14 protein-coding genes are annotated in these 15,171 nt (G+C 67.8%); 7 read left to right on the top strand and 7 right to left on the bottom strand.

What is annotated here, in order from left to right:
• Positions 1–163: 163 nt before the first annotated feature.
• Entirely contained in the window at positions 164–1,630 is a 1,467-nt protein-coding gene (locus ACI2L3_RS26960) for a CCA tRNA nucleotidyltransferase (protein ID WP_404754970.1), read from the top strand.
• 101 nt (positions 1,631–1,731) lie between these two features.
• Here the strand turns inward: ACI2L3_RS26960 and ACI2L3_RS26965 are convergent, their stop codons facing one another.
• From ACI2L3_RS26965 to ACI2L3_RS26980, 4 genes are all read right to left on the bottom strand, one after another.
• Positions 1,732–2,199 carry a hypothetical protein gene (locus ACI2L3_RS26965; RefSeq protein WP_404754971.1) on the bottom strand — a complete coding sequence of 156 codons (468 nt, stop codon included), beginning with the start codon at positions 2,197–2,199 and terminating at the stop codon, positions 1,732–1,734.
• 114 nt (positions 2,200–2,313) lie between these two features.
• Complete coding sequence (locus ACI2L3_RS26970) at positions 2,314–3,570, bottom strand: MFS transporter (RefSeq protein WP_404754972.1); 1,257 nt, start codon at positions 3,568–3,570, stop codon at positions 2,314–2,316.
• An 80-nt stretch (positions 3,571–3,650) separates the two neighbouring features.
• Positions 3,651–4,733 carry an inositol-3-phosphate synthase gene (locus tag ACI2L3_RS26975; RefSeq protein ID WP_404754973.1) on the bottom strand — a complete coding sequence of 361 codons (1,083 nt, stop codon included), beginning with the start codon at positions 4,731–4,733 and terminating at the stop codon, positions 3,651–3,653.
• 59 nt (positions 4,734–4,792) lie between these two features.
• The gene (locus tag ACI2L3_RS26980; protein ID WP_404754974.1) at positions 4,793–5,479 is read right to left on the bottom strand and encodes a helix-turn-helix transcriptional regulator; all 687 of its coding nucleotides are present in this window, start codon (positions 5,477–5,479) and stop codon (positions 4,793–4,795) included.
• A gap of 373 nt (positions 5,480–5,852) precedes the next feature.
• Here ACI2L3_RS26980 and ACI2L3_RS26985 point away from each other — a divergent pair, with 373 nt between their 5' ends.
• Complete coding sequence (locus tag ACI2L3_RS26985; RefSeq protein WP_404754975.1) at positions 5,853–8,630, top strand: transglycosylase domain-containing protein; 2,778 nt, start codon at positions 5,853–5,855, stop codon at positions 8,628–8,630.
• Between the two features lie 126 nt (positions 8,631–8,756).
• Complete coding sequence (locus ACI2L3_RS26990) at positions 8,757–10,292, top strand: glycosyltransferase family 87 protein (protein WP_404755148.1); 1,536 nt, start codon at positions 8,757–8,759, stop codon at positions 10,290–10,292.
• Positions 10,293–10,437: 145 nt separating this feature from the next.
• On the opposite strand, the gene ACI2L3_RS26995 is transcribed toward ACI2L3_RS26990, so the two are convergent.
• From ACI2L3_RS26995 to ACI2L3_RS27005, 3 genes are all read right to left on the bottom strand, one after another.
• The gene (locus tag ACI2L3_RS26995; protein ID WP_404754976.1) at positions 10,438–11,469 is read right to left on the bottom strand and encodes an alanine racemase; all 1,032 of its coding nucleotides are present in this window, start codon (positions 11,467–11,469) and stop codon (positions 10,438–10,440) included.
• Positions 11,470–11,535: 66 nt separating this feature from the next.
• Positions 11,536–12,657, bottom strand: coding sequence for a peptidoglycan bridge formation glycyltransferase FemA/FemB family protein (locus tag ACI2L3_RS27000; RefSeq protein WP_362988283.1), 1,122 nt, complete (start codon positions 12,655–12,657; stop codon positions 11,536–11,538).
• Positions 12,658–12,804: 147 nt separating this feature from the next.
• On the bottom strand, positions 12,805–13,119 hold the full coding sequence (locus ACI2L3_RS27005; protein WP_404754977.1) for a hypothetical protein: 315 nt from the start codon (positions 13,117–13,119) through the stop codon (positions 12,805–12,807).
• Positions 13,120–13,385: 266 nt separating this feature from the next.
• Between ACI2L3_RS27005 and rpsF the strand changes: the two genes are divergently transcribed.
• From rpsF to rplI, 4 genes are all read left to right on the top strand, one after another.
• The gene (gene rpsF, locus ACI2L3_RS27010) at positions 13,386–13,676 is read left to right on the top strand and encodes a 30S ribosomal protein S6 (RefSeq protein ID WP_016644628.1); all 291 of its coding nucleotides are present in this window, start codon (positions 13,386–13,388) and stop codon (positions 13,674–13,676) included.
• Between the two features lie 78 nt (positions 13,677–13,754).
• Positions 13,755–14,351 (top strand): single-stranded DNA-binding protein, encoded by a 597-nt coding sequence (locus tag ACI2L3_RS27015; RefSeq protein WP_404754978.1) that lies wholly within the window; start codon positions 13,755–13,757, stop codon positions 14,349–14,351.
• Positions 14,352–14,425: 74 nt separating this feature from the next.
• A complete protein-coding gene (rpsR, locus tag ACI2L3_RS27020; protein ID WP_003949403.1) occupies positions 14,426–14,662 on the top strand; it encodes a 30S ribosomal protein S18 in 237 nt (78 codons plus the stop codon).
• A gap of 18 nt (positions 14,663–14,680) precedes the next feature.
• Positions 14,681–15,127, top strand: a complete 447-nt coding sequence (rplI, locus tag ACI2L3_RS27025) for a 50S ribosomal protein L9 (RefSeq protein WP_398301807.1) — start codon at positions 14,681–14,683, stop codon at positions 15,125–15,127.
• The last annotated feature ends 44 nt before the right edge of the window (positions 15,128–15,171 follow it).

The raw sequence follows: 15,171 nt of genomic DNA on the forward strand, positions 1-15,171 counted from the left end.
CGTCGGTTGTGCGTCCACGCATGGTAACGATGCGCGCTGTGGCGAAGTGCCGCGGACTGCTCCACGTGATCAGAAGAGCGGCACAAGCGCCGGGACGAGCCCTGTGGGACCGGGCGGTGATCGGGTCGGTCGCGGGCGCCCGGGGCACGTACCCTTTTCTGTTGTGCCGAACGCCAATGAAGACAACCCCAGCGCACTGAGCCAGGTGCAGCGCCGCGCGGTCAGCGAACTGCTCCGCGTGTCCCCTGTCGCGGACGACCTCGCCCGCCGTTTCCAGGAGGCCGGGTTCTCCCTCGCCCTGGTCGGCGGCTCGGTCAGGGACGCCCTTCTGGGCAGGCTCGGCAATGACCTGGACTTCACGACCGACGCCCGCCCCGAGGACGTACTGAAGATCGTCCGGCCGTGGGCCGACGCGGTGTGGGAGGTCGGCATTGCCTTCGGCACGGTCGGCTGCCAGAAGGACGCCCGCGTCGGGGACGCCGATCTGAGCTTCCAGGTCGAGGTCACGACGTACCGCTCGGAGGCGTACGACAGGACCTCGCGCAAGCCTGAGGTGTCCTACGGCGACTCCATCGAGGAAGACCTCGTGCGCCGCGACTTCACGGTCAACGCGATGGCCGTGGCGCTCCCCGAGAAGGAGTTCGTCGACCCGCACGGTGGCCTTGAGGACCTGGCGGAGCGTGTCCTGCGCACCCCCGGCACCCCGGAGGAGTCCTTCTCGGACGACCCGCTGCGCATGCTGCGGGCCGCGCGCTTCGCCGCCCAGCTGGATTTTGAGGTGGCGCCCGACGTCGTCGCCGCGATGAAGGCGATGGCTGAGCGCATCGACATCGTCTCCGCGGAGCGGGTCCGGGACGAATTGAACAAGCTGCTGCTCTCCGCATACCCGCGCAAGGGCCTCGCCCTGCTCGTGGAGACGGGCCTCGCCGAGAGGGTGCTGCCCGAGCTGCCGGCACTGCGTCTGGAGCGGGACGAGCACCACCGCCACAAGGACGTGTACGACCACTCGCTGATCGTCCTCGAGCAGGCGATGGCGCTGGAGACGGACGGCCCCGACCTGACGCTGCGGCTCGCGGCGCTGCTGCACGACATCGGCAAGCCGCGTACCCGGCGCTTCGAGAGCGACGGCCGCGTCTCCTTCCACCACCACGAGGTGGTCGGCGCCAAGATGGTCAAGAAGCGGATGACGGCGCTCAAGTACTCCAATGAGCTCGTGAAGGACGTCTCGCGCCTGGTCGAGCTCCACCTGCGCTTCCACGGATACGGCACGGGTGAGTGGACGGACTCGGCCGTACGCCGCTACGTGCGCGACGCGGGACCGCTCCTGGACCGCCTGCACAAGCTGACGCGCTCCGACTGCACGACGCGCAACAAGCGCAAGGCGAACGCCCTGTCACGCGCGTACGACGGCCTGGAGGAGCGCATCGCCCGCCTCCAGGAGCAGGAGGAGCTGGACTCGATCCGCCCCGACCTCGACGGCAACGCGATCATGGAGATCTTGGACGTGGGACCGGGTCCGGTGATCGGCAAGGCGTACAAGTTCCTGCTGGAGCTGCGCCTGGAGAACGGGCCGATGGAGCGGGACGCGGCGGCCGCGGCGCTCAAGGAGTGGTGGGCCGCGCAGAACTGAGGTGATGCAGTGGGTGTTTCACGTGAAACGTCCACCATCCCGGGAACGTCGAGGGGCGTTGTTTCACGTGAAACCGTGAAACAACGCCCCTCGGCCGTGTCCTACTTCGTTTCCTTCAGGCAGAGCACGACGTTGTGTCCCTTGCCCTGCTGGTAGTACGCGATCTCGGAGCCCTTGACGGTCTTGCACTTGTCGCTGTCACTCGTGCCGTCGAACTTCTCGACGACCTCGAACTCGGAGTCGCTCGAGGAGCAATCGACTTCTTCGAGTTCCGGCGAGATCTGCGTGCCCTTGTTGTGCATGCAGCTGCCGACCGAGGTGGACTCGGCGTCGCTCTTGCCGAGGTACCACTTGCCGACGGCTATGAGGATCGCGACCAGGACGAAGCCGCCGATGCGCAGGAGCAGTTTCTTGCCACCGCGGCGGCGGGGTGCGGCCGGCGGCGGAGGGACGGGCCCACCCTGGTTGTAGGGCGTGTACGGCTGCGTCACGCCGCCCTGCGGCTGGCCGTAGGGGTTCTGGCCCTGAGGCGGGTACGGAGCCTGGCCCTGGGGCGGCGGTGTGGTCACTTTGGGGTTCCCCCTCGAACGAAGGCGCGATGGCGCGAATACGACGCCCGTAAGTTATCCGGGTGTGGTGGGATCTCTGAAGCCCAGAGGGACTCTGTGGCACTGATGTGACACTTATTGCGCGGCAAACCGGGCCATAGCTGCAGCAATCGCCGAGTAGAGCAGGGCCACGCCGATGACCAGTGGAGCCGACCGTCCGTCAGGCGGCAGCACCAGCGCGGCCACTGCGGCGGCGCCGACGAAGGCGACATTGAACAGGACGTCGTAGAGGGAGAAGATGCGTCCGCGGAAGCCGTCGTCCACGGAGGACTGCACCACCGTGTCCGTGGCGATCTTCGCGCCCTGGGTCGTCAGGCCGAGGACGAAGGCAGCGATGAGCAGCGGTACGGGCTCGAAGGGGAGGCCCAGAGCCGGTTCGAGGACCGCCGCCGTTCCCGCGCAGGCGACGATCCAGCCGGCCGGCCCCATCCGCCCCACCGCCGCGGGCGTCACCAGGGCCGCCACGAAGAAGCCCGCGCCGGAGATCCCCACGGCCAGCCCGAGCAGCGCGAGCCCGTCGGACTCCGTCGACGACCAGGCGTACCGGCAGAGCATCAGGACCATCACCGTCAGTGCGCCGTAGCAGAACCGCAGCACCGTCATCGCGGCCAGCGCGCGGGCGGCCGCGGGGCGCTGCGCCAGGTGCCGTACCCCCGCCCTCAGCCCGCGCGCCGTCCCCGCGAGAGCGGTCGCGAGCCGCGGCTGCACCAGGTCGGGGTCCGGGCCGAGCAGCTCGCGGGCCATGCGCAGCGAGGCCAGGGCCGCGCAGAGGTACAGGGCGGCTCCGAGAAGGACCACCGCCGCGTCCGAGTCCGGGCCCACCAGGCGCATGACGAAGGCGAGTCCGCCGCCCAGGGTCGCGGCGAGCGTTCCCGCGGTCGGGGAGAGGGAGTTCGCGATGACCAGCCGGTCGGTGTCGACCACCCGCGGCAGCGCGGCCGAGAGACCGGCCAGGACGAAGCGGTTGACGGCGGTGACACAGAGGGCGGAGACGTAGAAGAGCCAGTCGGCGACGTCGCTGAACATCAGCACGGCGGTCACGGACGCCAGTGCGGCCCGCAGGAGATTGCCGTACAGGAAGACCTGGCGGCGCTGCCAGCGGTCGAGGAGGACGCCGGCGAACGGGCCGATCAGTGAGTAGGGAAGGAGCAGCACCGCCATGGCCGAGGCGATGGCGGCGGGCGACGTCTGCTTCTCCGGGGAGAACACGACGTACGTGGCGAGCGCGACCTGGTAGACGCCATCGGCCCCCTGGGAGATCAGCCGCACGGCGAGGAGCCGCCGGAAGTCCCGCAGCCGCAGCAGTATCCGCAGGTCACCGACGACAGCCATGGGGCCAAGCCTCACATACGAGGAGGGCCCCCGGGCGGAATGCCCGAGGACCCTCGACATGCGACAAAGGAGAGTGCTGTTTAGCGCTCGACCTCGCCCTTGATGAACTTCTCGACGTTGTCGTAGGCCTCGTCGTCGAAGTACTGGACCGGCGGGGACTTCATGAAGTACGACGACGCGGAGAGGATCGGGCCGCCGACACCGCGGTCCTTGGCGATCTTCGCGGCGCGCAGGGCGTCGATGATGACACCCGCGGAGTTCGGGGAGTCCCAGACCTCGAGCTTGTACTCCAGGTTCAGCGGGACGTCACCGAAGGCGCGGCCCTCGAGGCGGACGTACGCCCACTTGCGGTCGTCGAGCCACGCGACGTAGTCCGACGGGCCGATGTGGACGTTCTTCTCGCCCATCTCGCGGTCGGGGATCTGCGAGGTGACGGCCTGCGTCTTCGAGATCTTCTTCGACTCGAGGCGGTCGCGCTCCAACATGTTCTTGAAGTCCATGTTGCCGCCGACGTTCAGCTGCATGGTGCGCTCGAGACGGACACCGCGGTCCTCGAACAGCTTCGCCATCACACGGTGCGTGATGGTGGCGCCGACCTGCGACTTGATGTCGTCACCGACGATCGGGACACCGGCCTCGGTGAACTTGTCCGCCCACTCCTTGGTGCCGGCGATGAAGACCGGAAGCGCGTTGACGAACGCGACCTTGGCGTCGATGGCGCACTGCGCGTAGAACTTCGCGGCGTCCTCGGAACCGACGGGCAGGTAGCAGACGAGGACGTCGACCTCGCGGTCCTTGAGGACCTGGACGATGTCGACCGGGGCCTCGTCGGACTCCTCGATGGTCTGGCGGTAGTACTTGCCCAGGCCGTCGAGGGTGTGGCCGCGCTGGACCGAGACGCCCTTGTTCGGGACGTCGCAGATCTTGATGGTGTTGTTCTCGCTGGCACCGATGGCGTCCGAGAGGTCGAGGCCGACCTTCTTCGCGTCGACGTCGAAGGCGGCGACGAACTCGACGTCACCGACGTGATACTCGCCGAACTGGACGTGCATCAGGCCCGGGACCTTCGTGTCCGGGTCGGCGTCCTTGTAGTACTCGACGCCCTGGACCAGCGAGGCGGCGCAGTTGCCCACGCCGACGATGGCTACGCGAACCGAACCCATTCCGGTTGCTCCCTGTGTGATCTCGGTATTCCGGTTGAAACCCCGCGGAACGCTGGGTCTCACTTGGTGGGGTCATCGGACGGATCCGGCGGCGGGTTGGTCTCCCGCCGCCGGGGCAGGCCCGCCGACTCCCCGGATGTGCTGTTCTGCTGAGCGGAGCTCCCGGGGGCGGACCGTTGCTGGTCCCGCCCCGCGCGCTCGCTCTCGATGAGCTCGTTCAGCCAGCGCACTTCGCGCTCCACGGACTCCATGCCGTGCCGCTGAAGCTCGAGCGTGTAGTCGTCCAGGCGCTCCCGGGTACGGGCCAGGGAGGCGCGCATCTTCTCCAGACGCTCTTCGAGACGGCTGCGGCGGCCCTCGAGCACCCGCATCCGCACGTCCCGCGAGGTCTGCCCGAAGAAGGCGAAGCGGGCGGCGAAGTGCTCGTCCTCGTACGCGTCGGGGCCGGTCTGCGAGAGCAGGTCCTCGAAGTGCTCCTTACCTTCCGCCGTCAACCGATAGACGATCTTGGCGCGACGTCCCGCGAGCGGAGCTGCGAGGGCGTCTTCAGGGGTGCCGCCCGACTCCTCGATCAACCAGCCGTTGGCGACCAGCGTCTTGAGGCAGGGGTAGAGCGTCCCGTAGCTGAAGGCACGGAACACTCCCAGCGATGTATTTAGCCGTTTACGCAGCTCATAGCCGTGCATCGGGGACTCGCGGAGCAGACCGAGCACAGCGAATTCCAGGATGCCGGAGCGCCTGCTCATCTTCGCCTCCCGTCTGCCACGGTCCCTCAGTACGGCCTTTATGCCGAGCTGATGTATCGACTCGATACATCGAGACGATAGAACGGCGATCCGGTTGAGACAAGAGGGGGCACGGTGAACGGCGTCACATCACCGATTCGTAGGAAGTAACTTGCCTGTTTTGGGGTGAACTTCGGCTCTACGAGGGTTTTGACGGTGCGTAGTCTGTGCGCCATGCATGCCGCCGGGAACCAAGTGACGCATGAGAGCGTCGTCGTCCCTGGTGTAGTGCGGGTGGGTTCCGGAATGGACGCATCCGCACTTCGGGGGGACCGGAAACCAGCCGCCGTTTCCAGGCGTGGACAGCTGCGCCTGCCCGAGGAGTAATCGTTCGATGAGCGAGCACCGTCGCAAACCGCCGCAGCCGCAGGGCGGCGGACGCGCCGCGGCCAGGCGTGGCGCCCCAGGAGCGCCGTCGGGCCGCCGCGCGGCCCCCCGGGGCGACACAGGATCGCCTTCTTCTTATGGGGCGTCTTCTTCTTACGGGGCGTCTGGATCCGGTGCCCCGGACGAAGGGAACCGTCCTTACGGCGGCCGGGCCGAGGCCCGGCGCGCCGCGCAGCGCAGCGGTTCCGTCGGCACGGGTGGCAGCCGTCGCAGAGCGCCCGACGGGGGTGGGCGCTCGGGCGGTGGTGGCCGCCGCGGCGGTGGCGGGGCCGGTGGCCCGGGCGGGGCAGGGCGCGGCAGGGGCCGTGGTGCCGAGCCTCCTCGTAAGAAGCGGTTCATCGACTACCCGCGCGCGGGGAAGAGCGGCGCGCGCCGCTGGGTCCCGTCGTGGCGCCTGGTCACGGGTACGTTCATCGGCTTCCTCGGCAGCCTGATGGCTGTCGCCGGCATCTCGTACGCCCTGGTGGAGGTGCCGGAGGTCGACAAGGCGGCCACGGCCCAGAACAACGTCTACTACTGGGCCGACGGCAAGCAGATGGTCGCGACCGGTGGTGAGCGCAACCGCCAGATCATCGACTACGACGACATCCCCAAGGAGATGCGCTTCGCCGTCATGTCGGCGGAGAACAAGACGTTCGAGAAGGACAAGGGCATCGACCCGATGGGCATCACGCGTGCCCTGGTCAACATGGCCAAGGGCGGGCAGACCCAGGGTGGCTCGACCATCACTCAGCAGTACGTGAAGAACGCCCGCCTGGGTGACCAGTCGCAGACGTTCACCAGGAAGTTCAAAGAGCTCTTCATCTCCATAAAGGTCGGCCGGCAGGTCTCCAAGGAAAACATCATGGCGGGGTACCTCAACACCGCCTACTACGGGCGTGGGGCCTACGGCATCCAGGCGGCGGCCCGGGCGTACTTCAACAAGGAAGCCGGTGAGCTGGACCCGAGCGAGTGTGCTCTCCTCGCCACGGTGCTCAAGGGCGCCACGTACTACGACCCGGCCGGTTACCCCGAGATCGACCCCGCCGCCAACAAGGAAGACAACACCGCCCGCGCCAAGAAGCGCTGGAAGTGGATCCTCGACGAGGAGGTCAAGGACGGCCACCTGACCGCCGAGCAGCGGGCCAAGTACACGGAGTTCCCGAAGCTGCAGAACCCGCGGTCGAACGTGGACCTGGCCGGCCAGACCGGATACCTCGTCGACCTGGCCAAGGCCTACGTCATCAGGAACACCGACATCACTGAGGAGAAGCTCCGGCGGGGCGGCTACGAGATCCACACGACCTTCGACAGGGCAAAGGTCAAGGAGCTCGAGAAGGCGGTCAACAAGGTCCGCAAGGACAAGATCAAGCCGAAGCTGCGTCCGGAGAAGGACACGCACGTCCAGTTCGGCGGCGCCTCCGTGGACCCGAAGGACGGCGCGATCAAGGCCATCTACGGCGGTGAGGACGCGACCAAGCACTTCACCAACAACGCGGACCAGACCGGTGCCCAGGTCGGTTCGACGTACAAGCCCTTCGTGCTGGCCGCCGCGTTCAAGTACGGCGTGCGCGACCCGGACGGCGCGGAACAGCAGACTGAGGCCGAGCGCACCATCGTCAACCCGAAGAGCCTGTACAGCGGCAAGAACGAGCTCAAGATCCAGAAGTACAACGGGCAGGTCTGGACGGACCGCGACGGCAAGCAGTGGAACCAGAAGAACGACGGTAACCAGTCGTACAACGCGCCCAGCTACCAGATCGACCTCCGTGAGGCGATGAGGGAGTCGGTCAACTCGGCCTATGTGCAGCTCGGCATGGACGTCGGCCTGGAGAAGGTGAAGGAGGCCGCCATGGACGCCGGCCTCAAGGACGACAGCTCCATGGCCGGCGCCACCTACCCGTCCTTCTCACTCGGCACTTCGTCGCCGAGCGCGATCCGGATGGCCGGTGCGTACTCGACCTTCGCGGCGAGCGGCAAGCAGAACGAGCCGTACTCCGTCAAGGAGGTCGAGCACGGAGGCGACACGGTCTATCAGCACAAGAAGGAAACCAAGCAGGCCTTCGACGCGGAAGTCGCCGACAACGTCACCGACGTGCTGCGAACGGTCGTGGAGAAGGGCACGGGTACCTCCGCCAAGCTCACCGGCCGTCAGGTCGCCGGAAAGACCGGTACGACCGACGGCAACAAGTCCGCCTGGTTCGTCGGCTACACCCCGCAGCTGTCGACGGCGGTGAGCATGTACCGGCTCGACGACGACGAGACCAACAAGAAGCGCAAGTTCCTGGAGATGTTCGGCACGGGCGGCGAGAAGAAGATCCACGGAGCCTCGTTCCCCGCGCAGATCTGGCAGGACTACATGGAGCAGGCTCTCAAGGGCCAGCCTGCGGTGGCCTTCCCCGTGCCGGGGCCGATCGGCAAGGTCGTCGGTGAGACTCCGCCCCCGCCGCCGTCCCCGACGGAGACCGAGGAGGAGCCGGAGAAGACCACTTCGCCGACACCCACGGAGTCCGAGTCCTCGAAGCCTCCGTCGGAGTCGCCCGATCCCGAAGAGTCCTGCGAACCGTTCGACTGGGAGTGCAACCACGACGGCGGTCAGGAGAACGGTGGCGCCGAGGGCGGTGTCGACGGTGGTCCCGGAGGGGAGTCACCACCGCCGACGGACGACCCAGCAGGTGGCGGAGCCAACAACGGCAACGGCAACGGAGGAAACGGCGGCGGAATCTTCGGCGGCCCGACAGGCTGAGCCGGGCCCGCCGGGGTGACCCGGTAGGCCGTCGCGGACTCCCCCGCCGATGTTTCACGTGAAACGAGGGCCGTCGCACCGATGGGTGCGGCGGCCCTCTCCGTGTTCTCAGTCGCGTACGGCAGGATGGCGGGCATGCCCAGTGCAGACCCCAGCGCAGAGACGCCGCGCACGAGCGCGTACGAGCCTGTGAGCCCGCAGGAGCCGGAGCCGGTACGGCCCACCCAGGAGGACGAGGTCGCTCGGGCCGGCAGCGAGCTGATCGGGGGCCCGATCGGCCGAAGAGTGATGTTCGCGGCGACGTGGTGGACTCCCGTGCGCGTCATCGCGCTCGTCGCCCTCGGGATGTTCGCACTCGGGATGATCCAGAAGATGCCGTGCTACAACGGCGCGTGGTTCTTCGGGGCGAGCTCGCAGTACACGCACGCGTGCTACTCCGACATCCCGCACCTCTACCAGGGACGCGGCTTCGCCGACGGTCTCGTGCCGTACTTCGACAAGTTGCCCGGCGACATGGAGTACCTCGAGTACCCGGTCCTCACCGGGATGTTCATGGAAGTGGCCTCCTGGGTCACACCCGGCAGCGGCTCCATCCAGCACCAGGAAAAGATCTACTGGATGGTCAACGCCGGAATACTGATGGCCTGCACCGCGGTCATCGCCGTGTGCGTCACGCGCACCCATCGGCGCCGCCCCTGGGACGCGCTGCTCGTCGCTCTCGCCCCGGCCTTCGCACTGACGGCCACCATCAACTGGGACCTCCTCGCGGTGGCCCTCACGGCCGCCGCGATGCTGATGTGGGCACGCGCGCGTGCGCTGGCTTTCGGTGTGCTCCTCGGGCTGGCGACGGCCGCCAAGCTCTACCCTGTGCTCCTTCTCGGGCCACTGCTGATCCTGTGCTGGCGCGCGGGGAGGTGGCGGGAGCTGGGGACCGCGCTGCTCGGCACGGCGGGCGCCTGGCTGCTCGTCAACCTGCCGGTGATGCTGCTCGCGAGCGACGGCTGGTCGAAGTTCTACACGTTCAGCCAGGAGCGCGGCGTCGACTTCGGGTCCTTCTGGCTGATCCTCTCCCAGCGCATGGACTCGCCGCTGACCACCGACACGGTGAACACCCTGGCGATGGTGATGATGCTCCTCGCCTGCCTGGGCATCGGTGCGCTCGGCCTCGTCGCGCCGCGCCGCCCGCGCTTCGCGCAGCTCGCCTTCCTGGTGGTGGCCGCCTTCGTCCTCACCAACAAGGTCTACTCGCCGCAGTACGTCCTGTGGCTGATTCCCCTCGCCGCGCTCGCCCGGCCGCGCTGGCGCGACTTCTTGGTCTGGCAGGCATGCGAGGTCGCGTACTTCCTCGGGATCTGGGCGTACCTGGCGTACACGACGAGCGGAGACGCCCACAAGGGCCTGCCGACCGAGGGCTACCAACTGGCCATCACGGTGCATCTTTTGGGCACGCTGTACCTGTGTGCCGTGGTCGTACGCGACATCCTGATGCCGGAGCGGGACGTGGTGCGGCGGGCCGGTGACGACGACCCCTCAGGGGGTGTCCTGGACGGCGCGCGGGACGTCTTCGTCCTGGGGCACGCGAGCCGTGCGACGCGGGCGGCGATGCGCTCCGCCGAGGCGCCCGCTGTGCGGTGGGGATCGGCGACCGATCTCTCGCGCTGAGCTTTCACGACTCACGCTGAGACTTTCCGGTGCGTTCGCCCTGAGCGAACACGCGCGGCTCGGTAGACGGAAGGGCCCGCACGACTCGTCGTCGTGCCGGCCCTTCCGCGTGTTCCGGGTGTTCCGCGTGCTGGATCGATCCGCCTCAGCGGTCGACGAGCCGGTCGAACTGCGTGGTGGTGTGCCGCAGATGGGCCACCAGCTCCTCGCCGACCTTCGGCTCCGGCGCGTCGGAGGGGACGAAGAGGATCGAGACCTGCATGTGCGGCGGCTCCGCGAACCAGCGCTGCTTGCCCGCCCAGACGAACGGCGACAGGTTGCGATTGACCGTCGCGAGTCCCGCGCGGGCCACACCCTTGGCCCGCGGCATCATGCCGTGCAGCGCCTTCGGGGCCTCCAGGCCGACGCCGTGCGAGGTGCCGCCGGCGACCACGACCAGCCAGCCGTCGGACGCGGCCTTCTGCTGGCGGTAGCCGAAGCGGTCGCCCTTCGCGACAGCGGTGACGTCGAGGACGGCACCGCGGTACTCGGTGGCCTCGTGGTCGCCCAGCCAGAGGTTCGTGCCGATGCGGGCCCGGAAGCGGGTCTGCGGGAACTGCTGCTGCAGGCGGGCGAGTTCATGGGCCTTGAGGTGGCTGACGAACATCGTGTGCAGCGGCAGGCGGGCCGCGCGCAGGCGGTCCATCCAGCCGATGACCTCCTCGACGGCGTCCGAGCCGTCGGTGCGGTCCAGCGGCAGGTGGAGCGCGAAGCCTTCGAGACGTACGTCCTCGATGGCGGCGTGCAGCTGCGGAAGGTCCTGCTCGCTGACGCCGTGGCGCTTCATCGAGGACATGACCTCGATGACGACGCGGGCGCCCACGAGGCCGTGCACGCCGTCGAGCGACGACACGGAGCGGACGACGCGGTCGGGCAGCGGCACCGGCTCCTCACCCCGCCGGAACGGGGTCAGGACCAGCAGGTCACCGCTGAACCAGTCCTTGATCCGGGCGGCCTCGTAGGTGGTGCCCACGGCGAGGATGTCGGAGCCGAAACGCGTTGCTTCCTCAGCGAGGCGCTCATGACCGAAGCCGTAGCCGTTGCCCTTGCAGACCGGGACGATGCCCGGGAACTGCTCCAGCAGGTGCTTCTGGTGTGCCCGCCAGCGCGCGGTGTCGACATAGAGCGTGAGCGCCATGGCTGGATCCCGGAACCTTTCTCGTGTCTGCGGTGTATCAGAGTTATGGAAGGAAATTGTGCGGGATCAGCGGCGCGACATGTAGATGTCGAGCGCCTTGTGCAGCAGCTTGTTGAGCGGGAAGTCCCACTCGCCGATGTACTCGGCGGCCTCGCCGCCGGTGCCGACCTTGAACTGGATCAGGCCGAAGAGGTGGTCCGTCTCGTCCAGCGAGTCGGAGATGCCGCGCAGGTCATAGACGGTCGCACCCATGGCGTACGCATCGCGGAGCATCCGCCACTGCATCGCGTTCGAGGGCCTGACCTCACGCCCGATGTTGTCCGACGCGCCGTAGGAGTACCAGACGTGTCCGCCGACGACGAGCATCGTCGCGGCCGACAGGTTCACGCCGTTGTGCCGCGCGAAGTACAGCCGCATGCGGTTGGGGTCCTCGGAGTTGAGGGCCTGCCACATCTGCTGGAAGTAGCCGAGGGGCCGCGGGCGGAACTTGTCGCGCACCGCGGTGATCTCATAGAGCCGCTGCCACTCGGGGAGGTCGTAGTAGCCGCCCTGGACGACCTCGACACCGGCCTTCTCGGCCTTCTTGATGTTGCGCCGCCAGAGCTGGTTGAAGCCCTTCTGGACCTCGTCCAGGGAGCGGTTGGCCAGCGGCACCTGGAAGACGAAGCGGGGCTGCACGTCACCGAAGCCGGCGCCGCCGTCCTCACCCTGCTGCCAGCCCATCCGGCGCAGCCGGTCGGAGACCTCGAAGGCGCGCGGCTCGATGTAGGTCGCCTCGACGTCCCGCAGGCGCTTCACGTCCGGGTTCTGGATTCCGGCCTTGATCGCCGGAGCGTCCCAGCGACGGATCACGACCGGCGGACCCATCTTCACGGAGAAGGCGCCCTGCTGCTTCAGATGCGCCAGCATCGGCTGCAGCCACTCATCAAGATTCGGGGCGTACCAGTTGATCACCGGGCCCTCGGGCAGGTACGCGAGATAACGCTTCAGCTTGGGCAGCTGGCGGTAGAGCACCAGGCCGGCACCGACGAGCTGGCCGGTCCTGTCGTCGAACCAGCCCAGGTTCTCCGAGCGCCATTCGCTCTTCACGTCAGCCCATGCGGGGACCTGGCAATGACTCGCCGACGGCAGTGTCTGGATATACGCCAGATGCTGCTCGCGACTGATGGTCCTCAGGGTCAGACTCATTCGGGGCGCTCCTCGGGCTGGTGTGTCCCCATGGGTACAGGGGCTCCGGCTCTCGCGCCGAAGCCTACTGCGCCCCGCGAGCGCCCCGTCTGGGCGTACGGAACTCGGGCCCCGGCCGCTGGTCGCGGCCGGGGTGCGGCGGGGCCGTCAGCCGACGATTCCGCCGAAGAGTCCGCCGTGTGCCATGCCGAGGAAGAAACCGATCGCCGAAGCGCCGAGGCCCAGGATCAGACCGAAGCGTTCGCGGGTCGTCGCCGAGATCAGCTGGCCGTACGCACCCGTGGCGATCCCGGCCAGGCCGGTCCACGAGCTGATCAGATGGAGGTTGTGGAACATCGCCGTCACGAAGGCGATCGCCCCGAGCACCAGGGTCACGCCGAGCAGCGCGTCCTGGAGCGGATGGGACTTGCCGTCCGTGGCGAAGAGGGACGTGGCGGTGTTCTGTCGCATTACTTGTGCCATGTGAGGCACCTCCTGCGGAAGGCGGCGCATCGTAGCGCCATACACACCCGATGTGTACAGATTCTGCCCGTCCCTCGCCGGATTTCAACCGGAAGCCTCGGTGCGGGTACTCTGTACCGTCTGCACCGGTGTCTGCCCTGGCCACAGCATGAGCCCCCGCTCGCGGGAGCCGATTGTCAGTGGCGGCCGATACCGTTGCGTACGCATCACGACCCTCCTGCCACGGAACGACCGTGGCCGCTGAGTCCAAAGGAGGTGGGTTCCACATGCGTCACTACGAAGTGATGGTCATCCTCGACCCCGATCTCGAGGAGCGCGCTGTCTCCCCGCTGATCGAGAACTTCCTCTCCGTCGTCCGTGAGGGCAACGGAAAGGTCGAGAAGGTCGACACCTGGGGCCGTCGTCGTCTGTCCTACGAGATCAAGAAGAAGCCCGAGGGCATCTACTCGGTCATCGACCTGCAGGCCGAGCCTGCGGTCGTCAAGGAGCTCGACCGACAGATGAACCTGAACGAGTCGGTCCTCCGGACCAAGGTCCTCCGTCCCGAGATGCACTGAGCTTCCTAGCTCAGCAGCACCCGGGAATCGAGTAGCAGCAACAAGCAGCCAGCAGCAAACCCGCCGAGAGGTTCCCCCATGGCAGGCGAGACCGTCATCACGGTCGTCGGCAATCTTGTCGACGACCCCGAGCTGCGCTTCACCCCCTCCGGTGCGGCGGTCGCGAAGTTCCGTGTCGCGTCCACCCCCCGCACCTTCGACCGCCAGACGAACGAGTGGAAGGACGGCGACAGCCTCTTTCTCACCTGCTCGGTCTGGCGTCAGGCGGCGGAGAACGTCGCGGAGTCGCTCCAGCGAGGCATGCGCGTCATCGTGCAGGGCCGGCTGAAGCAGCGGTCCTACGAGGACCGTGAGGGCATCAAGCGCACGGTCTACGAGCTGGACGTCGAGGAAGTCGGCGCCAGCCTGAAGAACGCCACGGCCAAGGTCACCAAGACCACCGGCCGAGGCGGCCAGGGCGGTTACGGCGGCGGTGGCGGCGGCCAGCAGGGCGGCGGCTGGGGCGGTGGCTCCGGCGGCGGTCAGCAGCAGGGTGGCGGCGGTGCTCCCGCCGACGACCCCTGGGCGACCGGTGCGCCGGCCGGCGGCGGCCAGCAGCAGGGCGGCGGCGGTGGCGGCTGGGGCGGAAGCTCCGGCGGCTCCGGTGGCGGCTACTCGGACGAGCCCCCCTTCTAAGCCCCAGGGCTTTTCAGGCCTCCGGGCCGAGGGTGGGCCGTAACCCCACTTCTTGATCACACAGGAGAAACACCATGGCGAAGCCGCCTGTGCGCAAGCCTAAGAAGAAGGTCTGCGCTTTCTGCAAGGACAAGGTCACGTACGTGGACTACAAGGACACGAACATGCTGCGGAAGTTCATTTCCGACCGCGGCAAGATCCGTGCCCGCCGCGTGACCGGCAACTGCACGCAGCACCAGCGTGACGTCGCCACGGCCGTGAAGAACAGCCGTGAGATGGCGCTGCTGCCCTACACGTCCACCGCGCGATAAGGGAAGGGTGACCGACTAATGAAGATCATCCTCACCCACGAGGTCTCCGGCCTCGGCGCCGCCGGCGAGGTCGTAGACGTCAAGGACGGCTACGCCCGCAACTACCTGATCCCGCGGAACTTCGCGATCCGCTGGACCAAGGGTGGCGAGAAGGACGTCGAGCAGATCCGTCGTGCTCGCAAGATCCACGAGATCGCGACCATCGAGCAGGCCAACGAGGTCAAGGCCCAGCTCGAGGGCGTCAAGGTCCGCCTGGCCGTCCGCTCCGGCGACGCCGGTCGTCTCTTCGGTTCCGTCACCCCGGCCGACATCGCTTCGGCGATCGAGGCTGCCGGTGGTCCGAAGGTCGACAAGCGCCGTGTCGAGCTGGGCGCGCCGATCAAGACGCTGGGCGCCCACGCGACGTCCGTGCGTCTGCACCCCGAGGTTGCCGCGAAGGTCAACGTCGAGGTCGTCTCCGCCTAAGCACTGCGCTTGGCAGAGCTGAAGCAATCGTTGGGCCGTACCCC

It is taken from the genome of Streptomyces sp. NPDC029674 (assembly GCF_044903205.1).
In the GTDB taxonomy this organism is placed as follows: Bacteria; Actinomycetota; Actinomycetes; order Streptomycetales; family Streptomycetaceae; genus Streptomyces.

Coding starts and splice junctions, on each gene's coding strand:
- ACI2L3_RS27015 (WP_404754978.1), top strand. CDS start 13,755: ATGGCAGGCGAGACCGTCATCACGGTCGTCGGCAATCTTGTCGACGAC.
- rpsR (WP_003949403.1), top strand. CDS start 14,426: ATGGCGAAGCCGCCTGTGCGCAAGCCTAAGAAGAAGGTCTGCGCTTTC.
- ACI2L3_RS27005 (WP_404754977.1), bottom strand. CDS start 13,119: ATGGCACAAGTAATGCGACAGAACACCGCCACGTCCCTCTTCGCCACG.
- ACI2L3_RS26985 (WP_404754975.1), top strand. CDS start 5,853: ATGAGCGAGCACCGTCGCAAACCGCCGCAGCCGCAGGGCGGCGGACGC.
- rpsF (WP_016644628.1), top strand. CDS start 13,386: ATGCGTCACTACGAAGTGATGGTCATCCTCGACCCCGATCTCGAGGAG.
- ACI2L3_RS26970 (WP_404754972.1), bottom strand. CDS start 3,570: ATGGCTGTCGTCGGTGACCTGCGGATACTGCTGCGGCTGCGGGACTTC.
- ACI2L3_RS26990 (WP_404755148.1), top strand. CDS start 8,757: ATGGCGGGCATGCCCAGTGCAGACCCCAGCGCAGAGACGCCGCGCACG.
- ACI2L3_RS26980 (WP_404754974.1), bottom strand. CDS start 5,479: ATGAGCAGGCGCTCCGGCATCCTGGAATTCGCTGTGCTCGGTCTGCTC.
- rplI (WP_398301807.1), top strand. CDS start 14,681: ATGAAGATCATCCTCACCCACGAGGTCTCCGGCCTCGGCGCCGCCGGC.
- ACI2L3_RS26995 (WP_404754976.1), bottom strand. CDS start 11,469: ATGGCGCTCACGCTCTATGTCGACACCGCGCGCTGGCGGGCACACCAG.
- ACI2L3_RS27000 (WP_362988283.1), bottom strand. CDS start 12,657: ATGAGTCTGACCCTGAGGACCATCAGTCGCGAGCAGCATCTGGCGTAT.
- ACI2L3_RS26975 (WP_404754973.1), bottom strand. CDS start 4,733: ATGGGTTCGGTTCGCGTAGCCATCGTCGGCGTGGGCAACTGCGCCGCC.